Source organism: Nostoc spongiaeforme FACHB-130 (genome assembly GCF_014698475.1).
GTDB lineage: Bacteria > Cyanobacteriota > Cyanobacteriia > Cyanobacteriales > Nostocaceae > Nostoc_B > Nostoc_B spongiaeforme.
This window is the reverse complement of record NZ_JACJTB010000001.1, coordinates 304,863-325,991: the sequence shown is the minus strand read 5'-3', so window position 1 is coordinate 325,991 and position 21,129 is coordinate 304,863. Positions and strand designations below refer to the sequence as shown.

Here is a 21,129-nt window from a genome sequence, read left to right as displayed (position 1 = left end):
TTTTTGCTCAAAGCGTCAAGCTCGGGACTCTAACGTTTTAATAACAGATACACCCAGCAAAGTATAAAGACTGAAGCAATTGTTTCATACTTCAGCCTTCATACCTCATATTTTCCTACGGTACTTCAATCGGAATCAAAGCATTTTCTGGTAAATAGTCAGAAAAACGCCCGTTATCAGCCATAACTAAAATCAAGCGCAGGGGATAATCGGGGGGAACTTGCAAATCTGCCCAAGGTACTGATAATTCTAAACAAGTATCTAAAGCTACTTGGGCGCGGCTAAAGCGGGGTTGCCATTGATAATCTTCTGCGGCTTCGCGGAATTGTACTGATTGTGTGAGTAAATTAATTTCCAAATGGTGATGGTACAAATAATTGACTGGTGCTTGCGGCGGCACATCTTTTAAGGGAATTGGGCTATTGTGCATAGTTTTATCAGGATAGAACCACAGCAAATTTAATTCTGGCGGTAATTCTTGTCCTGGTTTGACACCACTTTTGAAGTCCAACCTGATATAAAAGTTGAGGTGATCTACCCCATACCAAAGTCGTTGGATGAGGCTGCTGTTGTGCATTGTGCCTCTTGCACCACCAACTTCGATTCTGCCGGCTTTGTCCCAATCTTGTTCGTCGCCACGGCCGTCAATGACGGGGTGAATAAAGCTTTCTGGAAGATGGTTGGCGCGAATTTCATGCACTTCTACAGCTTGAGAGAGATAGGCTGGTACGGGTTCGTTTAAGGCTTTGTAAATGCCAGCCAGATGCTCTCGAAATAATTCGTCAAAAATGGCATCTTGATTGGAAGAATGTCCTTCGCCAAACCACCAAAACCAGTCTGAACCTTCAGCAGCATACAAAGCTTCCCAGGCGGCTGGGTTGGTTTCTTCGGTGGCTTCTGGATGGCTGGCTAACACGGCTCTGGCTTGGGTGAGGTAGTCCCAAGCTTTATTTTTTGCCGGGTCGCCAATCCAGGTGGTGAAGCTACCATCTACCCACGAACCACTGTGTAATTGCTCTTGGGGAATAGTGGCTGTGGGTGGGAATTTTTCGATAAATTCTGAGACGGTAACAAGTTGCAATTGGGGGTCATTGCTGAGGTTTTGATACAAAGCTTCTAGGAAGAGTTTGCCGTCTTGGGGATAAAATTCCCAACAATTTTCGCCATCTAAAGCAATGGTGACTAACCAAGGTTGTTCGCTGGGGTTTTCGCGCTGCTTTTTAGCGATCGCTTGCAGATGTCCGACTAAGTTGGCGGCGGCTTGTTTTGGCTGCATTGAACCGTAGGTAAAGCCAATTAAATCAGATAATCTATGGTCGCGGAACACAATCGCTAAATCACCGGCTGGGGTTGTCAGGCGATAGGGGCGATACAGCACTTCTGGTTGCTGGACATTCCCTGCACCATCTCGATGGAAGAAGTGTCGCAATGTCCAACCCAAGACAGCTTCATCTGAGCAAATCCACTTAAAACCTTGTTTAATAATATACGGCAATACTTCTGGACTCACAGATTGTTCCGAAGGCCATAAACCTCTAGGTTCCTGACCAAATCTGTCTGTATACATATCCCAGGCTTTGCGTAGGTGGCGAGGGATGTCTTCTGCCCATTGAAAACGATGCTCTGGTAAGGTCATATTCGGCACTGCTACCCGACCAGAGTTAGTATCAGCCAGTAAAGGCATAATTGGGTGAGTGTAGGGCGTGGTTGTGACTTCTAATTGCCCTGTTTGCTGCATTTTCCGGTGTTGGGGAATAATGCGGCTTAAGATTTGGCGTTGTTTGGCGTAAATTTGCTGGCGATCGCTTAAACTAAAATTCCGCCCTTGTTTTAACCAAGCGGCAATTTCTGGGTCATCCCAAAACAAAGGATCTATCCAAGCTAAATTGTGCCAAGCCAGCAAATCGCTGTAATCCTGCACACCCCAATTTGCTAAACACCAAGCTTGTCCTTTGTCTTGCCTTTGTTGATACAACTGGGCATAACGAGGATGCGGATCAATTAATGTATGGTGATTAGCATCAAAGAAATGCTGCACAATAAATTCGTGCTGTTCCCTGGTTAGTTGTTCCGCCGGAGTTAAGCTGGCTGTTAAATAAGGGTCAAAAGCTGTACCAGCAATGTAATCTTCTAATTGCAATATCAAAGAAGGTACCAAATTCACCGTTTGGTGTAACTTGGGATATTGTTCCAGGATTAATATTAAATCTAAATAATCTTTAGTGCCGTGCAAGCGTACCCAAGGTAGCTTGTATTGTTGGGTAGATGAAAGCGAAACGCCGCTGTCAGGAGACTTGTACAGCGGCTGATGCTGATGCCAAATAAAGGCAACATAAAGCGGATGGGACATAATCGGTAATGATTAAGGATTAGGGATTAGGACTTAGGGAATTATCAAGTGAAAAGTTTAAAGGCAAAAGTAAAAAGCGTTAACTTTTGACTTTTTACTTTTGACCTTTTACTTCTGATCCCTCAGCCCCTAAATTACTTGTTCAACTTCAGCAATTTCGGGAATCATTTCCTTGAGGCGGCGTTCCAGACCCATTCTCAGGGTCATTGTGGAGCTAGGACAAGAACCACAAGCACCTTGTAACCGTAATCTGACCACAGGGCCATCAAGTTCTACCAGTTCCACGTTACCGCCATCAGACATCAAATAAGGGCGCATTTCATCTAAAACGGTTTCTACGTTGTCAATTGTCAATTCCATTGTTTTAGACCTGTGAAGTTAGTGATGGTGATGAGGTATGAGTTTTTCGTAGATTTTTGGCACTACTACCAACTCAACACCCACAGCTTTGTTTTTTAGCTTTGTTAAATCAATCCTAGATCCAATTGTCGCTAGATTGCTTGGCGTAGTTTTACCTTTGTTGTTTGACACAAAACAATCACCAGCGACGCAACAGCTAACATCCAGCCTTGTGACGGGATTCGTGAACTTACTAGTCAATCGAAGTGAAATACATCATAACTTTACCTTACTCCCCACCCATATATATAGTGTTTTCATATACAGTCACAAAAATTGGGGTGTGGGGAGTGTGGGGAGTGTGGGAAGTGTGGGAAGTGTGGGAAGTGTGGGGAGTGTGGGTGTGGGGGAAAGAAAATCTTGCTGTCAGTTCTCTAGTCTACGTTTCTGTAACCAAAAAAGTGCTGAATTAAAAAGCGTATATTACTACTCAGCACTCAGCACTAATCTGGAAAAGCTAAACCTGTTCTGGGGTCGCGGATATATAGTCCTAGTGTGAGACTCCGCATCACTTCATCCCAAACGGGTGTTAACTGTTCGGCTTGGTCTGCCCAAAATTCAAAGGTAATTAAGCATTGTATATTTGAGCCTAGACCGATGCAAATTCGAGAAAAAGCTTCTCTTGGTTCGGCTTGGGTGTCAATAAATTTAAGTTCTGTCCACACAACTCTGGCGGTTTGGCGTTTGAGGGTGATAACTTCGCCTTTCTCAATGACATCGCGGCTGTCTTCTTCTACGATTTTCTTTAAGGTAGCTTTCAGGGGAAACAAACTCCAGTCGTGGGGCGGTAGGTGATTAAAAGATACTTCTAAACAGCAATCATCTTTGGGTGGTTTTCTATCCATGAACTTGAAGGATTTTTCTTGGGGTTCAAATACCCAATTTTGGGGAACGTTGAAGCGCACAGCCCCCCGGTTAGCAACGAAAATTTTATAGCCTGATGGAGATTCCCAGTGGTGGTCGGGTTGGAGATCAAGCGTTTCTTTAATCCACTGGAGATTGCTTTTTTTACGCTTTGCCATAGTTTTAGCGATCGCTCACTTCGTTAATAATATCAAATTAATGAATGTTGAATGTTTCGCGCAAAGGCGCAAAGGTGCAAAAATGATTTTGACTCAACGTAAACCACCAGATGCTAATGCTGTGGTGAGTTTAACTTTAGCACTGACGGCAGAAGAACGGACTCGCAGCCGTCATCGGTTTGAAATGGAAAATGGTCAGGTTGTGTTTTTGCGTTTACCCAGGGGGACTGTGTTACGGGATGGCGATATTCTACAAGATGAAAATGATGGTGGTGTAATGAGAATTGTTGCGAAACCCGAACCTGTGCTGACTGTATCTGCTGAATCACCACTTTTGTTAATGCGAGCAGCATACCATCTGGGTAATCGTCATGTACCTGTGGAAATTACGCCGAGTTATTTGCGTTTGTCACCAGATACTGTTTTACAAACGATGTTGGTACAGTTAGGACTGGAAATTAAAGAAGAAATTGCACCGTTTCAGCCAGAATTAGGGGCTTATGGACACCATCACCCTCACTGATAGTCATTTTTTGGGGATTTTGCAGTTAGCCAGCCCCGCTTTACCTGTGGGCGCTTACAGTTATTCTGAGGGTTTGGAAACTTTGGTAGAACATGGCATCGTTACCAATCAAGATACACTCAAACATTGGCTAACCTCGGAGTTACGTTACGGTGCAATTCGGTTAGAGGCGGCGGTGATGTTACGGGCGGCTGCATCTGCGAAGATTGGGAATATTGAAACCCTCTGTTATTGGAATCGCTGGTTATCGGCGGCGAGAGAGACGCAAGAATTACGCAATTCTAGTTGGCAGATGGGGCGATCGCTTGTGCAATTACTTGGTAAACTACAGCCAGAGTTACTCCCGACTATTAATAGTGTGGGTAATCGTTGCAATTATGCAGTTGCTTTTGGGATTGCTGTTGCTCATTGGCAAATTCAACCGAATGCTGCTTTACTCGCATATCTGCATAGTTGGGCTACTAATCTCATCACCGCCGGAGTTAAACTGATTCCCCTCGGACAAACCGCCGGACAAGAATTATTACTAAATTTACAACCATTAATTAGTGCAACTGTCCAAGAAGTTCTCGTTTTAGAGGATGATGAATTGAGTTGTTGTAGCTGGGGTTTATCTTTAGCGAGTATGCAGCATGAAACTCAATATACAAGGTTGTTTAGAAGTTAGGTATGAAGTATGAAGTATGAAGTATGAAATTTTATCTTTTTAACTTTTGCCTTTTAACTTTTGCCTTTTAACTTATGACCGCATTTCGAGTAGGTGTTGCAGGCCCGGTGGGTTCGGGGAAGACGGCGTTAGTGGATGCTTTATGTAAAGCGTTGCGCGATCGCTATCATCTTGCTGTGGTGACGAATGATATTTATACTCAGGAGGATGCACAGTTTTTGGTGCGTTCTCAGGCTTTAGCAAGCGATCGCATTTTGGGTGTAGAAACTGGTGGTTGTCCCCACACGGCGATTAGAGAAGATGCTTCAATGAATTTAGCTGCGATTGAACAGTTAGAAGAGCGTTTTCATAATTTAGATTTAGTCTTTTTAGAAAGTGGCGGTGATAATTTAGCCGCTACTTTCAGCCCCGAATTAGTCGATTTAACTATCTATGTTATTGATGTGGCTGCTGGCGATAAAATTCCCCGCAAAGGCGGCCCAGGAATTACCAAATCTGATTTATTAGTGATTAATAAAACTGACCTTGCACCATTTGTAGGTGCAGATTTAAGCATTATGGAACGCGATGCGAAAAAAATGCGCGGTGATAAACCTTTTATTTTTACTAATTTAAAAACTCAATCAGGTTTAGCTGAGGTAATTAACTTCGTTTGTAAATATCTGATTTAAAAATTTTACCTTTTGTAATTTATCAATACGTCAGCGTAACCTAACTCTGCGTTACTTTGCGCTGACCTTGCGTTCCTCAGCGTTAAAGGCATATGAGAATAACAAATTTGTCTCTGATTGTCCTCTATCTTTCGTTAGATAGAAATAATATCTCCGCCATCCTAAAGTTAACTAACTTATAGAGTTAAAATAATTGATAGTTATTAATAATAAATCTGGTATCTTAAAAATGATTTTTAACTACCTTCAGCATGAATTTAGTTAAAAATCAGCAAAGAAATTATCTTCTAACAAGCGTTTGTACTCAAGCTTCAACCTATTCATCTAAGACACCTATTTTTTTGTAGTAGCTGTCTGGATTAGCAATGATTATTGAATAATTTAACTGCATAGCGACGCTCTTAAGCAGTAGTGTTCAGTATTAATCTCATTACCCTAACAATACTCCGCATTTTCCCAAGGATATAGCAATGGCAACCGAACAGTTAACCAGAGAAAGCGACAATCTTGATTTAAAACAATTGCTGAAAACACTCACTGCTGTGAAAAAAGGTGACTTTTCGGTTCGGATGTCCGTAGAAAATACTGGTTTAGCAGGTAAAATTGCTGACACGCTCAACGACATTATTGACCAAAATGAGCGGATGGCGTTAGAACTCCAGCGCATTGGGAATGTGGTTGGGAAAGACGGAAAAATTACAGAACGCGCCTCTTTGGGAACTGTGCGGGGTTCTTGGTCAGATTGTGTGAATTCTGTCAATACTCTAATTACAGATTTAGTCCAACCAACAGCCGAGACTACAAGAGTAATTCGTGCGGTAGCTAATGGGGATTTGTCTCAAACCATCGCCACAGAAATAGATGGTAAACCCCTCAAAGGCGAGTTTCTGCAAACAGCCAATATAGTTAACACAATGGTAGACCGACTCGGTTCCTTTGCCAGTGAAGTTACCAGGGTAGCGCGGGAAGTCGGAACAGAAGGTAAACTCGGTGTCCAAGCAGAAGTGCGGGGTGTGGCGGGAACTTGGAAAGACCTCACCGATAACGTGAATTTGATGGCAGGAAATCTTACCGGGCAAGTACGTAATATTGCGGAAGTTGCCACCGCGATCGCCAACGGTGATTTATCGAAAAAAATCACCGTCAATGTCAAAGGCGAAATTCTAGAGTTGAAAAACACCGTCAACACAATGGTGGATCAGTTGAACTCCTTCGCGTCGGAAGTAACTAGAGTAGCGCGGGAAGTGGGGACGGAAGGAAAACTTGGTGTCCAAGCCGAAGTGCGGGGTGTGGCGGGAACTTGGAAAGACCTCACCGATAATGTGAATTTAATGGCGGGAAATCTGACGGGACAGGTAAGAAACATTGCAGAAGTTGCGACAGCGATCGCTAATGGTGATTTATCCAAGAAAATCACTGTAGATGTGAAGGGTGAAATTCTCGAACTGAAGAACACGATCAATATCATGGTGGATCAACTCAGTTCCTTTGTGTCAGAAGTAACCAGGGTGGCGCGAGAGGTAGGAAGCGAAGGTAAGTTAGGTGTCCAAGCCGACGTTAAAGGTGTGGCGGGGACATGGAAAGATTTGACTGACTCGGTAAACTTCATGGCGGGAAGTTTGACAGCCCAGGTAAGAAACATCGCGGAAGTGACAACGGCGGTGGCGAATGGCGACTTGTCCAAGAAAATCACCGTCGATGTGAAGGGTGAAATTCTGGAGTTGAAGAACACGATTAATACAATGGTGGATCAACTCAATTCCTTCGCATCGGAAGTAACGCGGGTGGCTAGAGAGGTGGGAACAGAAGGTAAACTCGGTGTCCAAGCCGAAGTGCGGGGTGTGGCGGGAACCTGGAAAGACCTCACTGATAATGTGAATTTGATGGCAGGAAATCTGACAGGTCAGGTACGTAATATTGCGGAAGTGGCGACAGCGATCGCTAATGGTGATTTATCGAAGAAAATTACTGTGGATGTGAAGGGCGAAATTCTAGAGTTGAAGAACACGATCAATATCATGGTGGATCAACTCAGTTCCTTTGCATCAGAAGTAACCAGGGTGGCGCGAGAGGTAGGAAGTGAAGGAAAACTCGGTGTCCAAGCCGACGTTAAAGGTGTGGCGGGGACGTGGAAGGATTTGACTGACTCTGTGAATTTCATGGCGGGAAGTTTGACAGCCCAGGTAAGAAACATCGCGGAAGTGACAACGGCGGTGGCGAATGGTGACTTGTCGAAGAAAATCACTGTGGATGTGAAGGGTGAAATTCTGGAGTTGAAGAACACGATTAATACAATGGTGGATCAACTCAATTCCTTTGCTAGTGAAGTAACAAGGGTGGCGCGAGAGGTAGGAAGTGAAGGTAAGCTGGGTGTCCAAGCGGAAGTGCGTGGCGTGGCGGGGACTTGGAAGGATTTAACCGACAGCGTAAATTTCATGGCGGGAAGTTTGACAGCCCAGGTAAGAAACATTGCGGATGTGACAACGGCGGTGGCGAATGGGGACTTGTCTAAGAAAATCACCGTGGATGTGAAGGGTGAAATTTTGGAGTTGAAGAACACGATTAATACAATGGTGGATCAACTCAGTTCCTTTGCATCAGAAGTAACAAGAGTAGCGCGGGAAGTAGGTACAGAAGGTAAACTGGGTGTCCAAGCGGAAGTGCGCGGCGTGGCGGGAACCTGGAAAGACTTAACAGGTGCGGTGAATATGATGGCGGGGAACCTCACCGACCAAGTACGTAGTATAGCGGAAGTTGCAACTGCGATCGCCAACGGGGATTTATCGAAAAAAATCACTGTCCAAGTTAAAGGCGAAATTCTGGAGTTGAAAAACACGATCAATATCATGGTGGATCAACTTAATTCCTTCGCATCGGAAGTAACCAGGGTGGCGCGAGAGGTAGGAAGCGAAGGTAAGTTAGGTGTCCAAGCCGATGTTAAAGGTGTGGCGGGGACGTGGAAAGATTTGACTGACTCTGTAAACTTCATGGCGGGAAGTTTGACAGCCCAGGTAAGAAACATCGCGGAAGTGACAACGGCGGTGGCGAATGGCGACTTGTCCAAGAAAATCACTGTGGATGTGAAAGGTGAAATTCTGGAGTTGAAAAACACGATTAATACAATGGTGGATCAACTCAATTCCTTCGCGTCGGAGGTTACAAGAGTAGCGCGAGAAGTGGGAACAGAAGGGAAACTCGGTGTCCAAGCAGAAGTACGGGGTGTAGCGGGAACCTGGAAAGACCTCACCGACAACGTGAACTTGATGGCGGGAAATCTGACCGGACAAGTACGGAATATTGCGGAAGTTGCAACGGCGGTGGCGAATGGCGACTTATCCAAGAAAATCACCGTCGATGTGAAGGGTGAAATTCTGGAGTTGAAAAACACGATTAATACAATGGTGGATCAACTTAATTCCTTCGCCAGTGAGGTAACTAGAGTAGCAAGAGAGGTGGGAACAGAAGGAAAACTTGGTGTCCAAGCTTATGTCCGCGGCGTTGGTGGGACGTGGAAAGACCTCACCGACAATGTAAACTCAATGGCGGGGAACTTAACCGCCCAGGTAAGGAACATCGCCGAAGTAACCAAGGCGGTGGCGAATGGTGACTTGTCGAAGAAAATCACCGTTGATGTGAAGGGTGAAATTCTCGACTTGAAAAACACGATTAATACGATGGTGGATCAACTCAGTTCCTTCGCCAGTGAAGTAACGCGGGTAGCGCGTGAGGTGGGTACAGAAGGAAAATTAGGTGGTCAAGCTGTGGTGCAAGGTGTGGCGGGAACCTGGAAAGACCTCACCGACAATGTAAACTCGATGGCGGGGAACTTAACCGCCCAAGTGCGAGGAATTGCGCGAGTTGTCACCGCCGTAGCGAATGGAGATTTGAAGCGGAAATTGATGTTAGATGCGAAGGGTGAAATTGAAACCTTAGCAGAAACCATCAATGAAATGATTGATACCCTAGCGACCTTTGCCAATCAGGTAACAACCGTAGCGCGGGAAGTGGGAATTGAGGGTAAACTGGGCGGACAAGCCAAGGTTCCAGGGGCGGCGGGAACCTGGAAAGACCTAACAGATAACGTAAATGAACTAGCCGCAACTCTGACAACTCAGCTACGGGCGATCGCCGAAGTGGCAACGGCGGTAACAAAAGGCGATTTAACCCGGTCAATTTCCGTAGAAGCACTAGGAGAAGTAGCAATCTTAAAAGACAACATCAACCAGATGATTGCCAACTTGCGCGAGACTACCCAAAAGAACACCGAACAAGACTGGTTAAAGACCAACCTCGCCAAATTTACCCGGATGTTGCAAGGTCAGCGCGACTTAGAAACCGTCTCCAAACTCATTCTCTCGGAACTTGCACCCCTGGTAGGCGCACAACATGGCGTATTTTACTTAATGGATGCTGGCGAACAACAACAGGTATATCTGAAATTACTCAGCAGTTACGCCTACCGCGAACGCAAACATCTAGCCAATCGTTTCCATTTGGGTGAAGGTTTGGTCGGACAATGCGCTTTAGAAAAAGAGCGAATTTTGTTAAGTGAAGTACCGAGTGATTATGTCAAGATTAGTTCGGGTTTGGGTGAAGCCTCCCCACTCAACGCTGTGGTTTTACCTGTGTTGTTTGAAGGACAAGTCACCGCCGTGATTGAACTCGCATCCTTCCGCCGCTTTAGTGAAATTCATTTAACCTTCTTCGACCAACTCACCGAAAGTATTGCGATCGTTCTCAATACTATTGCCGCTTCCATGCGTACCGAAGAACTACTCAAACAATCGCAATCTTTAGCCGAAGAACTGCAAACTCAACAAAACGAACTCAAAGAAACCAACAAACGCCTCGAACAACAAGCCCAGTCTCTCAAAACTTCCGAAGATTTACTCAAGAAACAACAAGAAGAACTCCAACAAACCAACGCCGAACTCGAAGAAAAAGCCGAATTACTGGCGTTGCAAAAGAAAGAAGTTGAACGCAAAAACCTGGAAATTGAACAAGCGAGACTTTCTTTGGAAGAAAAAGCCGAACAATTGGCGCTGTCATCCAAATACAAATCTGAATTTCTCGCCAATATGTCCCATGAACTGCGGACACCGTTAAATAGTTTGTTAATTTTAGCGAAGTTGTTAACTGATAACATCGATGGCAACCTCAGCAACAAACAAGTGGAATACAGCCGCACAATTTACTCGGCGGGGAATGACTTGTTGGCGTTAATTAATGACATTTTGGATTTGGCAAAAATTGAGTCGGGAACGATGTCAATTGATATGTCGCAGATGTTAGTCACCGATTTGCGAGATCAAACAGAACGCACCTTTCGCCAAATCGCCCAAGATAAAGGACTCAATTTCACCATTGAAACCGGTGCTGATTTACCCAAAGCCATTTATACTGACCCAAAACGCTTGTTACAAGTCCTGAAAAATCTGCTTTCCAACGCCTTTAAATTCACTGAACGGGGAGAGGTGCGCTTACGCATTGAAGTCGCCAAGCAGGGGTGGAGTATTAATCAAGAAGCCTTGAACCGCGCCCCAATGGTAGTCGCCTTTTCCGTGATAGATACGGGAATTGGGATCGCCCCGGAAAAACAAAAAGTGATTTTTGAAGCCTTCCAACAAGCCGACGGTACCACCAGCCGCAAATACGGCGGTACAGGTTTAGGCTTATCCATCAGCCGCGAAATCGCCCGTTTATTTGATGGCGAAATCACCTTGGTAAGTAACGTCAGTCAAGGTAGTACATTTACCTTCTACTTACCCCAATTTGATTCCGACTCCACCTTCATTCTGCCAGAACCCACATCTCAACTAGTTCTCACTCCCCAACCCCCAACTCCCAACCCCCCACTCCCAACTCCCCACTCCCAACTCCCAACTCAGCACTCAGCACTCCTAGAAGACGATCGCATTGATATTCAAAATAGCGATCGCGTATTATTAATTGTCGAAGATGACATTCATTTTGCTCGCATCCTCTTGGATATGGCGCAGCAGCAAGGTTTTAAAGTCATCGCCGCCCAAAGTGGTAGTAATGGTTTAGCCCTGGCGCAGCAATTCCAACCCGCCGGGATTTTACTCGATATTCGCCTACCCGATATGGATGGTTGGACAGTCCTCGACAGGTTAAAACATGACGCAAATACCCGTCACATTCCGGTTCATATCATGACCGTCGAAGAAGGAAAACGCCGGAGTTTGCAATTAGGTGCATTAGCATATCTGCAAAAACCAGCCAGCAGCGAAACTATCTCCGAGGCTTTAAATAAAATCAAAGGTTTTGTCGAACGGCGGGTGAAGAGTTTGCTAGTAGTAGAAGATGACGACACCCAACGCCATAGCATTGTTGAGTTAATTGGTAATAGCGATGTCGCCACTACTGCCGTCGCCACTGGTGCCGCCGCTTTAGAGGCGATTAATGCCCAACCCTTTGATTGTCTGGTTCTCGATTTAGGGCTACCTGATATGAATGGGTTTGAACTGCTTCAACAAATCAAACAGCAGCCCAATGGTGAATCATTACCCATCATTATTTACACTGGTATCGAATTAACCAAAGCCCAAGAACTCGAACTACGACGCATTACCGAGACTATTATCGTCAAAGACGTGCGATCGCCCGAACGCCTCCTTGATGAAACGACATTATTTTTACACCGAGTCCAAGCAAATTTACCAGAACCCAAACGCCAAATTCTCGAAGAACTGCACTCTCGTGACTACATACTGGCAAACAAGAAAGTATTAATTGTTGATGATGATGTCCGTAATATCTTCGCTTTAACCAGTATGCTAGAACGCTATCACATGCAGGTGATGTATGCAGAAAATGGCAGAGATGGCATCACCATGTTAGAAACTACATCAGATATTGATGTGGTGTTAATGGATGTGATGATGCCGGAAATGGATGGTTACGAGACAACACGCCTAATTCGCCAAAATAACCGATTCGTCACCTTGCCAATTATTGCTCTTACCGCCAAAGCCATGCAAGGCGATCGCGAAAAGTGCATCGAGTCCGGCGCATCCGATTACATCACCAAACCCGTAGATATTGAACAATTGCTGTCTTTATTGCGCGTCTGGCTATATCGGTAAACTCACAGTAGAGACACAGCAGCGTTGTAAAAGAATTCATCAACCTTTGCTTCGCTGTGTGTATTTATAGCAGAAGGCAGAAGGCAGAAGAATTTTAGATTTTGGATTGCCGATTTTAGATTGAAAGAGTTTCCTAATCTAAAATCCAAAATTTAAAATCCAAAATTGATTTACTCAGCACTTTCAAGGCAGGAGGCAGAAGGCAGGAGGCAAAAGTTTTACTAAACCTGACATTCATACTTTTGAAATGTCTTCACCTATCCTTCGACTGCTATATAGCAAAAGTCCGTTATTTTGCCAAAGCCTGTTGAAAAGTTTTGATGGCATCAACATGGTTAACCATATTAATGCAGCGTTGCAACAAATCCAAATCGATGCCTTTGACTTCTTCACTACTGGATATTCTTTCATAGTCTAGTGTTTCGCCGTTTTGCCGCAGGTGATACACTTCCAAAGCGCCATCTTCCCAAAACCACACTTCAGAAATCAACAGCCGCTTGTATGCTTCCAATTTGTTAATGCCGCCACTCGTAAACACCACTTCAATTACTAAATCAGGACGTACTCGACCAGGAGCAAGTTTATAAGATTCATCTGCTTCTCGTTTTACTCCACCCGCTTCATTTTCTAAAGTCATCGAACCAGTGGGAGTAAAGTCAAATCCTGCCATGAGTAGGTATAGTTCTAACAATCCGGCAATTCTCTTTTTAAAAGTTTCGTGTGGTTCTCCTGGCCTTCTGCGAATCTCCAAAACTCCATCTAGAAAAGACAGCCGATATCCTGGACGGTCTAATAACTGCTCAACTGCTTTAAATTCTCTCCAAGTGACTCCCTCAAACAACAGAGGTGATTCTTTTGCTGGTTTGGCTATTGCTGCTACGGTCATAAAAAGTCTCCAGTCTATTTCCAGATGAGAAATAATTCCGGCTTGAGAAGGCAGGTTGTGTATTTTAACTATGTTTTAAGTCTGCAATGACTTCAGCCATTTATTCACCAGTGTATTGGCAGTCTTCATCACTGTATTGAAATTTTGTTTTAGCTGATGCTGGCGATACCATTTTTGAAAAGCGATTTCATAGGCTTCACCTCTGGCATAAAAGTTATTCCAAAAATCTAGCCCAACTGTTAAACCCCAAAATAGCAAAATACCCAGTGACCAATGAATATTCGGCAAAATAATCAAATAATTAGCTAATATTAAAAAACTATTGACAATTGCAAAATTTCCTAACCGTTTTTTAAATTTTGCGAGACGGTAAGCATCGAAAGCTTGACGCTGTTGAATTTCATTTTGTTGCGATCGCCAATCTTGTTCTGCCAATTGTAAAGACTCTAGTGATATATCTAACTCACCTGCAATTTCTACGAGTAATTCATAAGAAAACTCTTTTTCTTGGTTATCAGCCTGACGAGCGATCGCTAACTGAAGAATGCGTTGTACATCTTCTTGACTATAAGAATGATGGCTATTACTTTCAAATCTTGCCATAGTCTTGACTATTAATATATTTTTTAACGCGCAGTTACTATTTCTAGACTAGCAAATCTAGATTATGCTTTCTGGTAGTCTAAAAGCATAAATATCTTTAATTACTTGCACCCAACCGTCAGATACAGATTCCAAGATGCGATCGCCTTTTTCTTTGCTGGCGGTTGTTGGATCACCAATTACACCACTTTTACTAATATCTCGCGTCGTCCAAGATACTGGTAACTGTCCTTCCCAACTAATTAAAGTACTGTTTGGCTGTTCTGGTGGGTATTCAGCCACAGCTTTTTCGAGTTTTACCTGTTCTGGTAATATTGCTAACATAATGCTAGTTTCCGCATCTCCGGCGTGCATACCAAGTTTGGCTTCTTTGGGTGTGAGCAATTCTTTGGTAATATTGGGCGCACGCCAAGTAAACAACGGAAATACTAAAAAGTCATCATACTTAACGTGTAAATCTCGCGCCGCCATTTGCATAATTTGGGGTTGTCCGCCGTGGGAGTTCATCAACACCAATTTTCTAAACCCAGCCCGATAAAGACTTTCTCCCACTTCCATAATTGTGGCTGTCAGAGTTTCCGAACTCAGAGTAATTGTGCCAGGAAAGTGCCAGTGTTCGTTAGATTTCCCATAATACAGAGTCGGCAAGGCATAAGCAGGAATATTTACATCTAACTTAGCCAAGGCTTTCCCCAAAACACCAACACCAATCGCCGCATCTACAATCAATGGTAAATGGGGGCCATGTTGTTCAATTGCGCCGACTGGCTGGATAATTACCACATTTTCTTTATTGGGCATATCTTGGATTTCAGTCCAAGTCAGGTAAGGAAAAAAGCGTTCTGGGGGAATAAAGCTGTGCATATCATTGCGATCGGGATATTGGATATTATAAGTTCCAGCTTTTAATGATGGTGAGTGTAAATTTCTTACCTAGAGATATTTCTCATTTTTGCACCTTCAAAATTAGTTCTCTCATCTGTTTTTACCCCTCTTCTGTCACTTTCCGTACAGTCAATCTCTGAAAGCTTTATTAGTCAGTCAATATAGGCTTTCCTATTAGAAAAAAATAGGTCTTGTATTTGTTATTAAGAAATAATCTGGCGATCGCTTGCTATACAAAAGCTTTAGAATTCAGAAATGGCAAAAGTTTTCAGAGACTGACGGAAGAGGGCTATATATGACTAAATTTCATTATTATTCAAAATTTGTAAAAATTGCTCTTACTATAAAATTTATTTACGAATTGGTACTTGTTTGTTACTAAAAAGGTAACCTTTTGGTAGGTATCAAGCATTGAGTTAAAAGTAATCAACAATCTCGTACTGAGTTGAAGCAATCATTACACCGTATAGGTTTATCAATTCGATATTTTTCTGGAGTATTCACTTTAATATATTGGCGCAGTAATTATCTCGGATTTGAACTCTAATCCACGTTTTGACTGGTCGCAATTCCAGATCATAGGAGTTCTATGGATTTACCAAGCCTAATTTCAGCCCTAGCAGCAGCAGCAGGCGCATTCATAACAGTTCTGCGATATATGCAGGAATCAAAGAAACCAGCAGAAGCAGAACCACCAAGTGTCAACGGAAAGTTGAGACCACTGCGGCGCTCTTCAAAATTTCAAACTGCATTCTTAGCCAGTGTGATCATTGTCGGCTTACTGATGGGAGTAGTGCGACCTTCGGGATTATTACAGTCATCAGAGTTGATGGCATTTGACCGGATGATGCGATCGCGCCCTCTTGAACAACCAGATCCGCGCTTACTGGTAGTCACAGTTACTGACGATGATCTAGATTATCAAAATCAGAAAAAAATGCAGAAGGGAGGAGAATCTTTATCAGATCAAGCACTTCAAGAAGTCTTACAAAAATTGAATCAGCATCAACCGCGAGTCATAGGTTTAGATATTTTCCGTGATTTTAGTGTCAACCAAAAATTCCCAGAACTAGCAAAACAATTTCAGGATAACAAGCGTTTGATTGTTACGTGCAGTGTAGAAGGAACAAAAGCTCCTCCTGAAATTCCGTCAGAGCAAAATCAACGTTTGGGTTTTAGTAATATCCCGGAAGATTCAGATGAGGTTATCCGTCGCCAATTCTTGGGTATGACACCTAGCGATCAGTGTTACACAGACCAATCATTTAGTCTGCGGATTGCACTTCTTTACTTAGAAACAAAAAATGTTTCACCAATCCAACAAACACCAGATAAGACCTTACAAATTGGTAAAATCTTTTTTCCCAAGTTAGTTTCAGATGCTGGTGGGTATCAGTTACCGACAAAAGAAGAGTTAGGCTACCAAATTCTTCTCAATTACAGATCACTGAAACCTGATGAATCAATTGCCCAGCAAATAAACCTGACAGATATCCTTGAAGATGCACAAAAAGACAGATTACCAAGTTTAGTCAATGATCGCATTATTTTAATTGGTACTACTGCCCCAAATTCTAGGGATTTTCATAAGACTCCCTATGGACAAAAAATACCTGGGGTGTTCATTCAGGCACACATGGTGAGTCAAATTATTAGTGCTGTGTTAGATCAACGACCTTTGTTGTGGTGGTGGCCGCAAGCTTGGGAAATCATCTGGGTTTGGATCTGGGCTTTGGTTGTAGGGATATTAATTGAGTATTGGCGATCGCCATTGAGGCGGACTCTAGTTGTAGGTATAGCGATCGCCATTTTATACGGACTATGTTTTTTTGCTTTTACTCAGGGTGGCTGGTTGCCGCTTATACCCCCCACTCTGGGTTTGTTTCTCACTTCAGCTTGTGTAGCCATTGCTTTAGCGTATTCGCAGACCACCTCTAGTAACAGTTGATAGTATTTAGAGGAAATTATGAATAGAACAAAGTCAATTTTTCAAAAATCTTCTCTTGTTTTTTCTGTCTCTTTGGTAGTGGCTGGCTTAACTAGCTATCCCATATCAGTTTTAGCAGAGTCTACTAACTCAAATATCAATTCCAACTTTCATTTAGCAAATTTAGCCCGCAAACCAAAACTTGATTTTTCTGGCACGGGTAGACCAAATCGACAAACGGATGCTGCTAGTCGTGGTAATTGTGACGGTATAGAAAGAAAAGAACTAACTGCTTTGGTTCCTAAAACAGCAACATGGGCATTAACTGTCTCTGAGTATCCTACCTTTTGGGTTTATGTTCCTAACTATCCGAGAAATATCAAATACGTTGAGCTAGTATTGCAGGATGAAGCAGCACAAAAAACCTTAGATAGAACTCAATATACAATACAATCAACGCCGGGAATTGTTGGTGTTACTTTGCCATCAAAACCTCAAAATGCCCTGCAACAGGATAAAGTTTACAATTGGTATTTTCGGCTTGTTTGTAATAGTGGTAAGAGTTTTGATGTTGGGGGATCAATCAAACGAGTCAGCCTTCGTTCCGCTATAACTAAAGATTACCAAAGTTATTTAGATAATCGGATTTGGTATGACGCATTGACAAATTTAGCTGAACGCCGTCGCCAAAATCCACAAGACCCAACTTTAAAACAAGAATGGGTTGATTTGTTAGAAGCTGAAGGCGTTGGTTTAGAAATGCTAGGTCAAGAATCTAATTTTGGTACTGTAACTCCTCAAAGTTAAACAATCAAAATTCAGAAATGTTCCAGTTGGTGTTTAAATCCCCAACTGGGATCAGACTAAGAGGGGTAGGGTGCGTCAGATGTGAAAAATCCTCTCATTTGTACGAAATTATTAGGTCTGACGCACCCTATAGTTAGTTTGATTATGACACTTGCGTAATTCCTAAATTATTTACAGCCAATTTCCCACTAAAACAAAGGGGGCCCAATAATAAGGACGTTCCCATTGTTTATTCGGATTATGATTGTTTAACAGAGCTAACTGAGCTTGCTGGAGAGCTTCAGCTTTACTGATATTTTTTCTGCCATTCGCATGAACTAACTCACGATAAAATTCACCCATGAGTTCAGATGTAGATTCATCGTTGACTGACCACAAACTTGCTAACGTACTTCTCGCTCCGGCTCTCACAGCAACGCCAGCTAGTCCTAGCGTAGCGCGGTTGTCTCCTGTAGCTGTTTCACAAGCACTGAGAACAAGTAATTCGATAGAAATTGGTTGATTTGTTTTGCCTGCTCGCAGTAAACTATCCAAGTCTTTGATTTTAATTAGCCGATCCCAGGTAGCAATAAAAGTCTTTTCCGGGTCAGAGTTAAATTCACCATGAGTTGCTAAGTGAACAATAGTAAACTTAGCAGTTGCTAGATGCTGTTGCAGTATATTTTTCCTAAAATCTTGATCTAGCAATTTTTCATTATTTTGAATTTCCTTCTCAATTTCTCCTAATTCATTAGGTACGAACTCAAGATTATGAAAATACTCATTTTCGTCAGTAAAATTAAGTTCTTTACTTATACCAGCTATTATGGCTTTTAAGGGGACATTTGCTAGAGGGCGAGGATTAATGAGTTGCAGCCCTGGAGTGAGAACTAGAGCATATTTCTGCACTAAATATTCCTGACTGGGGCGGTCATATAAGACTGCCATAGGAATATTTCTTAACATTCCATCTAAGACAAATACTAAGGTTTTTACTTGATTCTTGGCTAACTTAGGTTGTATTGGTTGAACTAACCAATCGTATGTTTGTTGAGATAATGCTTGAATTTCGTAAGCAAAACTGGTTTTATCGTTGAGACGTTCTATTAGTTGTTGTAAGTTTTTTTCTAATTCTTCTTGGGTAACTGTTGTGGTGTAGTGTTCTAAGTTGTCTTGACCCGGCACTTTCAAGATTAATTCTAAGCGTTCTGGTAAAGTAATTGCATACAAAACTGCGGCTTTGGGAGTAGCTTTATCTACGACTTGATCAATCTGTTGTGGTTTAGCTTGAATGCAAGCATCTCGAAAGTAATCATCCAATTCTGCTAATTGAAGAGCCTCAATTACATCACGAGCTTGTTTGAGGTTTTTTTGCTGAGAATTGTTACCTTGCAACAGTAAATCGACAAGTTCTCGATAAACTGGTGCTACACTGTCTCGAAAAGTGTATTGCACCTCTGGGTTAATGACAGCAGTCAGGTCTTTACGTAATGACTTGAGAGTTTCAAATGCTCCTGTGTAAGCAATAACTGCACCTTGTTGGTTCTTTTGAATTCGCCGCAGTCGTCCTAATTGCCATTGCCAACGATAGGCAATATGTGGCGTATTGAAGGAAGAAGCTAACCGCAAGGCTTGTTCGGTCAACCTTTGAGCATTAGTCATGTCTCCAATTTCTTGGTAAACTCCGCCTAAATAACCCAAAGCGTAGGCTTCTGCTTGCTTGTCTTGCAAAATTTGAGCATGGTTGCGTGCAGTGGTGACAATTTTTGCCACATCTTCCCATGCAGGTATCAGTGAAGGTGGCAAGGTATTATCCCCAGTATTAGTTGTTTTTTTCTGGGTTACTCCGCATTGCTGAAGTAGGGGGGATGATAATTGAGATACTTGTGGATTTACGGCTGATTTCAGACAGATGAGATTTTGTGCCAAATTTATTTGAGCATATATAGCTTTGTGGCTAATAGGCAATTTATTTAGTTGGGGTTGAATTTTAGGCAGTAGTGTTGATATATCAGCCCATTGTTGAGTCTGGATTAAAAGGCTGAGTAAATTGAGTTGTGCGTTGGTGCTAGTGTTTGCATCAGGGGATAACTCAGCTTGGTGATAGCAGCCTGCTGCTTGTTGGTATAGTTCGACAGCAGTATTATTTGCTTGTGCTATGCAGTTTTGAGATGATGTGAATGTAATTGGCGTGGTAGTTTTTTCTGTTTGGGCTTTTTGATTACCTAATGTCAAAAATGTATTACCTAAACTAAGGTAGCTTGCAGCCAAGTTTTGAGTATCACCCAATTGTTGTGCTAATTTTACACTTTCTGCTAAAACCAGTTCGGAATCTTTTCTATTACCAATCACTCGCAGAACATCACCAAGGCTACGTAATCCCACGACTTGTAAAGATGTCAACTTTCCTGTTGTTGCAAGTTTTGCGCTCAGGTTTTGTAGTTTTTGTTCTGAGATAACAAGGTCTTGATGCTCAATTTCTAAAGCTGCTAGTAATGTTTCACAAGCTCGGCGATAAAGCCCTAATTCTTGCATGGCCTGAGCTTGGTTAATTTGATTCTGGAGCAATCCCTCTTTATTGCCGATATCTTTATATATGTCAGCTGCCTGTTGCCAAATTTTCAGGGCTGCTTGCGATCGCCCCATTGCTAATTCTAGCTCTCCTTGAATATCCAAGGTTTGCGCTTGGATGCGGCGTTGCGTTGGTGTTTGCTCCTGGGTTTCGAGGAGTTGAAGGCTAGTTGCGATCGCCTGTTCTGCTTCTTTCCACTTACCCAGTTGTTGTTGTGTGAGGGAAAGATTACTCAAAGCCATTGCCTGATTGAGCTTATCCCCTTGAGCAGCAAAGGCTTCAGCCGTTTGTTGCCAAACCAAAGCCGCCTGCTCAAATTGTCCGGTAGTGTAGAGTTTTTTGGCTTGTTCTACCAGTTGTAAGGGATTTTGCTGAGTTTGAGCGATGACAGTTGATGCCGAGACTTGGTGAGCAACCAGGGGAATGGTGAAAGAGAGGACAAGTAAGAGTATTAATAGGAGGAGCGATCGCGGTTTAGTTACTGTAGGCGATCGTTTAGTGTATAGTCTTTTAACTAGATTCTGCAATCTCTGCACTAGGTTAGACAGTTTAAAAACCATACTCTGCCTTCCTTGTCAATATTTTCTTTATGGGTTAAAAATATGTGAATTCCAGACTTTGGCTTAACCCCTCTCCAAACCTCTCCCCGCGACGGGGAGAGGCTTTGACTCTTGCTCCCCTTCCCACAAGGGAAGGGGTTGGGGGTTAGGTCTGAAAGAACATTGCACACCA

15 protein-coding genes are annotated in these 21,129 nt (G+C 43.0%); 7 read left to right on the top strand and 8 right to left on the bottom strand.

The window, feature by feature from the left end; all coding sequences use genetic code 11:
- Positions 1-115: 115 nt before the first annotated feature.
- From H6G74_RS01265 to H6G74_RS01255, 3 genes are all read right to left on the bottom strand, one after another.
- The gene (locus H6G74_RS01265) at positions 116-2,350 is read right to left on the bottom strand and encodes a glycoside hydrolase (RefSeq protein WP_190965927.1); all 2,235 of its coding nucleotides are present in this window, start codon (positions 2,348-2,350) and stop codon (positions 116-118) included.
- Positions 2,351-2,479: 129 nt separating this feature from the next.
- On the bottom strand, positions 2,480-2,710 hold the full coding sequence (locus H6G74_RS01260; protein WP_062293460.1) for a NifU family protein: 231 nt from the start codon (positions 2,708-2,710) through the stop codon (positions 2,480-2,482).
- Between the two features lie 18 nt (positions 2,711-2,728).
- Positions 2,729-2,881: a hypothetical protein gene (locus H6G74_RS01255; protein ID WP_190965926.1), complete on the bottom strand. Its 153-nt coding sequence runs from the start codon at positions 2,879-2,881 to the stop codon at positions 2,729-2,731.
- A gap of 74 nt (positions 2,882-2,955) precedes the next feature.
- Here H6G74_RS01255 and H6G74_RS01250 point away from each other — a divergent pair, with 74 nt between their 5' ends.
- Positions 2,956-3,162 (top strand): hypothetical protein, encoded by a 207-nt coding sequence (locus tag H6G74_RS01250; RefSeq protein ID WP_190965925.1) that lies wholly within the window; start codon positions 2,956-2,958, stop codon positions 3,160-3,162.
- A 30-nt stretch (positions 3,163-3,192) separates the two neighbouring features.
- Here H6G74_RS01250 and H6G74_RS01245 read toward each other — a convergent pair whose 3' ends face one another.
- Positions 3,193-3,771 carry a hypothetical protein gene (locus tag H6G74_RS01245; protein WP_190590324.1) on the bottom strand — a complete coding sequence of 193 codons (579 nt, stop codon included), beginning with the start codon at positions 3,769-3,771 and terminating at the stop codon, positions 3,193-3,195.
- 82 nt (positions 3,772-3,853) lie between these two features.
- Between H6G74_RS01245 and ureE the strand changes: the two genes are divergently transcribed.
- The 4 genes from ureE (at position 3,854) to H6G74_RS01225 (ending at position 12,738) form a co-directional block, all read left to right on the top strand.
- A complete protein-coding gene (gene ureE, locus H6G74_RS01240; RefSeq protein ID WP_190966102.1) occupies positions 3,854-4,294 on the top strand; it encodes an urease accessory protein UreE in 441 nt (146 codons plus the stop codon).
- A complete protein-coding gene (locus H6G74_RS01235) occupies positions 4,272-4,961 on the top strand; it encodes an urease accessory protein UreF (RefSeq protein WP_190965924.1) in 690 nt (229 codons plus the stop codon). Before ureE ends, H6G74_RS01235 begins: the two co-directional genes overlap by 23 nt.
- 74 nt (positions 4,962-5,035) lie before the next feature.
- The gene (gene ureG / locus H6G74_RS01230) at positions 5,036-5,632 is read left to right on the top strand and encodes an urease accessory protein UreG (RefSeq protein WP_190965923.1); all 597 of its coding nucleotides are present in this window, start codon (positions 5,036-5,038) and stop codon (positions 5,630-5,632) included.
- Positions 5,633-6,102: 470 nt separating this feature from the next.
- Positions 6,103-12,738, top strand: coding sequence for a HAMP domain-containing protein (locus H6G74_RS01225; RefSeq protein ID WP_190965922.1), 6,636 nt, complete (start codon positions 6,103-6,105; stop codon positions 12,736-12,738).
- A gap of 289 nt (positions 12,739-13,027) precedes the next feature.
- Here H6G74_RS01225 and H6G74_RS01220 read toward each other — a convergent pair whose 3' ends face one another.
- The 3 genes from H6G74_RS01220 to H6G74_RS01210 all read right to left on the bottom strand — a co-directional run bounded on the left by H6G74_RS01220 (position 13,028) and on the right by H6G74_RS01210 (position 15,091).
- The gene (locus tag H6G74_RS01220) at positions 13,028-13,624 is read right to left on the bottom strand and encodes a Uma2 family endonuclease (protein ID WP_190965921.1); all 597 of its coding nucleotides are present in this window, start codon (positions 13,622-13,624) and stop codon (positions 13,028-13,030) included.
- A 75-nt stretch (positions 13,625-13,699) separates the two neighbouring features.
- The gene (locus tag H6G74_RS01215) at positions 13,700-14,227 is read right to left on the bottom strand and encodes a 2TM domain-containing protein (RefSeq protein ID WP_190965920.1); all 528 of its coding nucleotides are present in this window, start codon (positions 14,225-14,227) and stop codon (positions 13,700-13,702) included.
- Between the two features lie 57 nt (positions 14,228-14,284).
- Positions 14,285-15,091 carry a creatininase family protein gene (locus tag H6G74_RS01210; RefSeq protein WP_190965919.1) on the bottom strand — a complete coding sequence of 269 codons (807 nt, stop codon included), beginning with the start codon at positions 15,089-15,091 and terminating at the stop codon, positions 14,285-14,287.
- Between the two features lie 610 nt (positions 15,092-15,701).
- Between H6G74_RS01210 and H6G74_RS01205 the strand changes: the two genes are divergently transcribed.
- Both H6G74_RS01205 and H6G74_RS01200 read left to right on the top strand, forming a co-directional pair.
- Positions 15,702-17,060, top strand: a complete 1,359-nt coding sequence (locus tag H6G74_RS01205; RefSeq protein ID WP_190965918.1) for a CHASE2 domain-containing protein — start codon at positions 15,702-15,704, stop codon at positions 17,058-17,060.
- Positions 17,061-17,078: 18 nt separating this feature from the next.
- Positions 17,079-17,846, top strand: a complete 768-nt coding sequence (locus H6G74_RS01200; RefSeq protein WP_190965917.1) for a DUF928 domain-containing protein — start codon at positions 17,079-17,081, stop codon at positions 17,844-17,846.
- A 171-nt stretch (positions 17,847-18,017) separates the two neighbouring features.
- Here H6G74_RS01200 and H6G74_RS01195 read toward each other — a convergent pair whose 3' ends face one another.
- Positions 18,018-20,957 carry a CHAT domain-containing protein gene (locus H6G74_RS01195; RefSeq protein ID WP_190965916.1) on the bottom strand — a complete coding sequence of 980 codons (2,940 nt, stop codon included), beginning with the start codon at positions 20,955-20,957 and terminating at the stop codon, positions 18,018-18,020.
- Between the last annotated feature and the right edge of the window lie 172 nt (positions 20,958-21,129).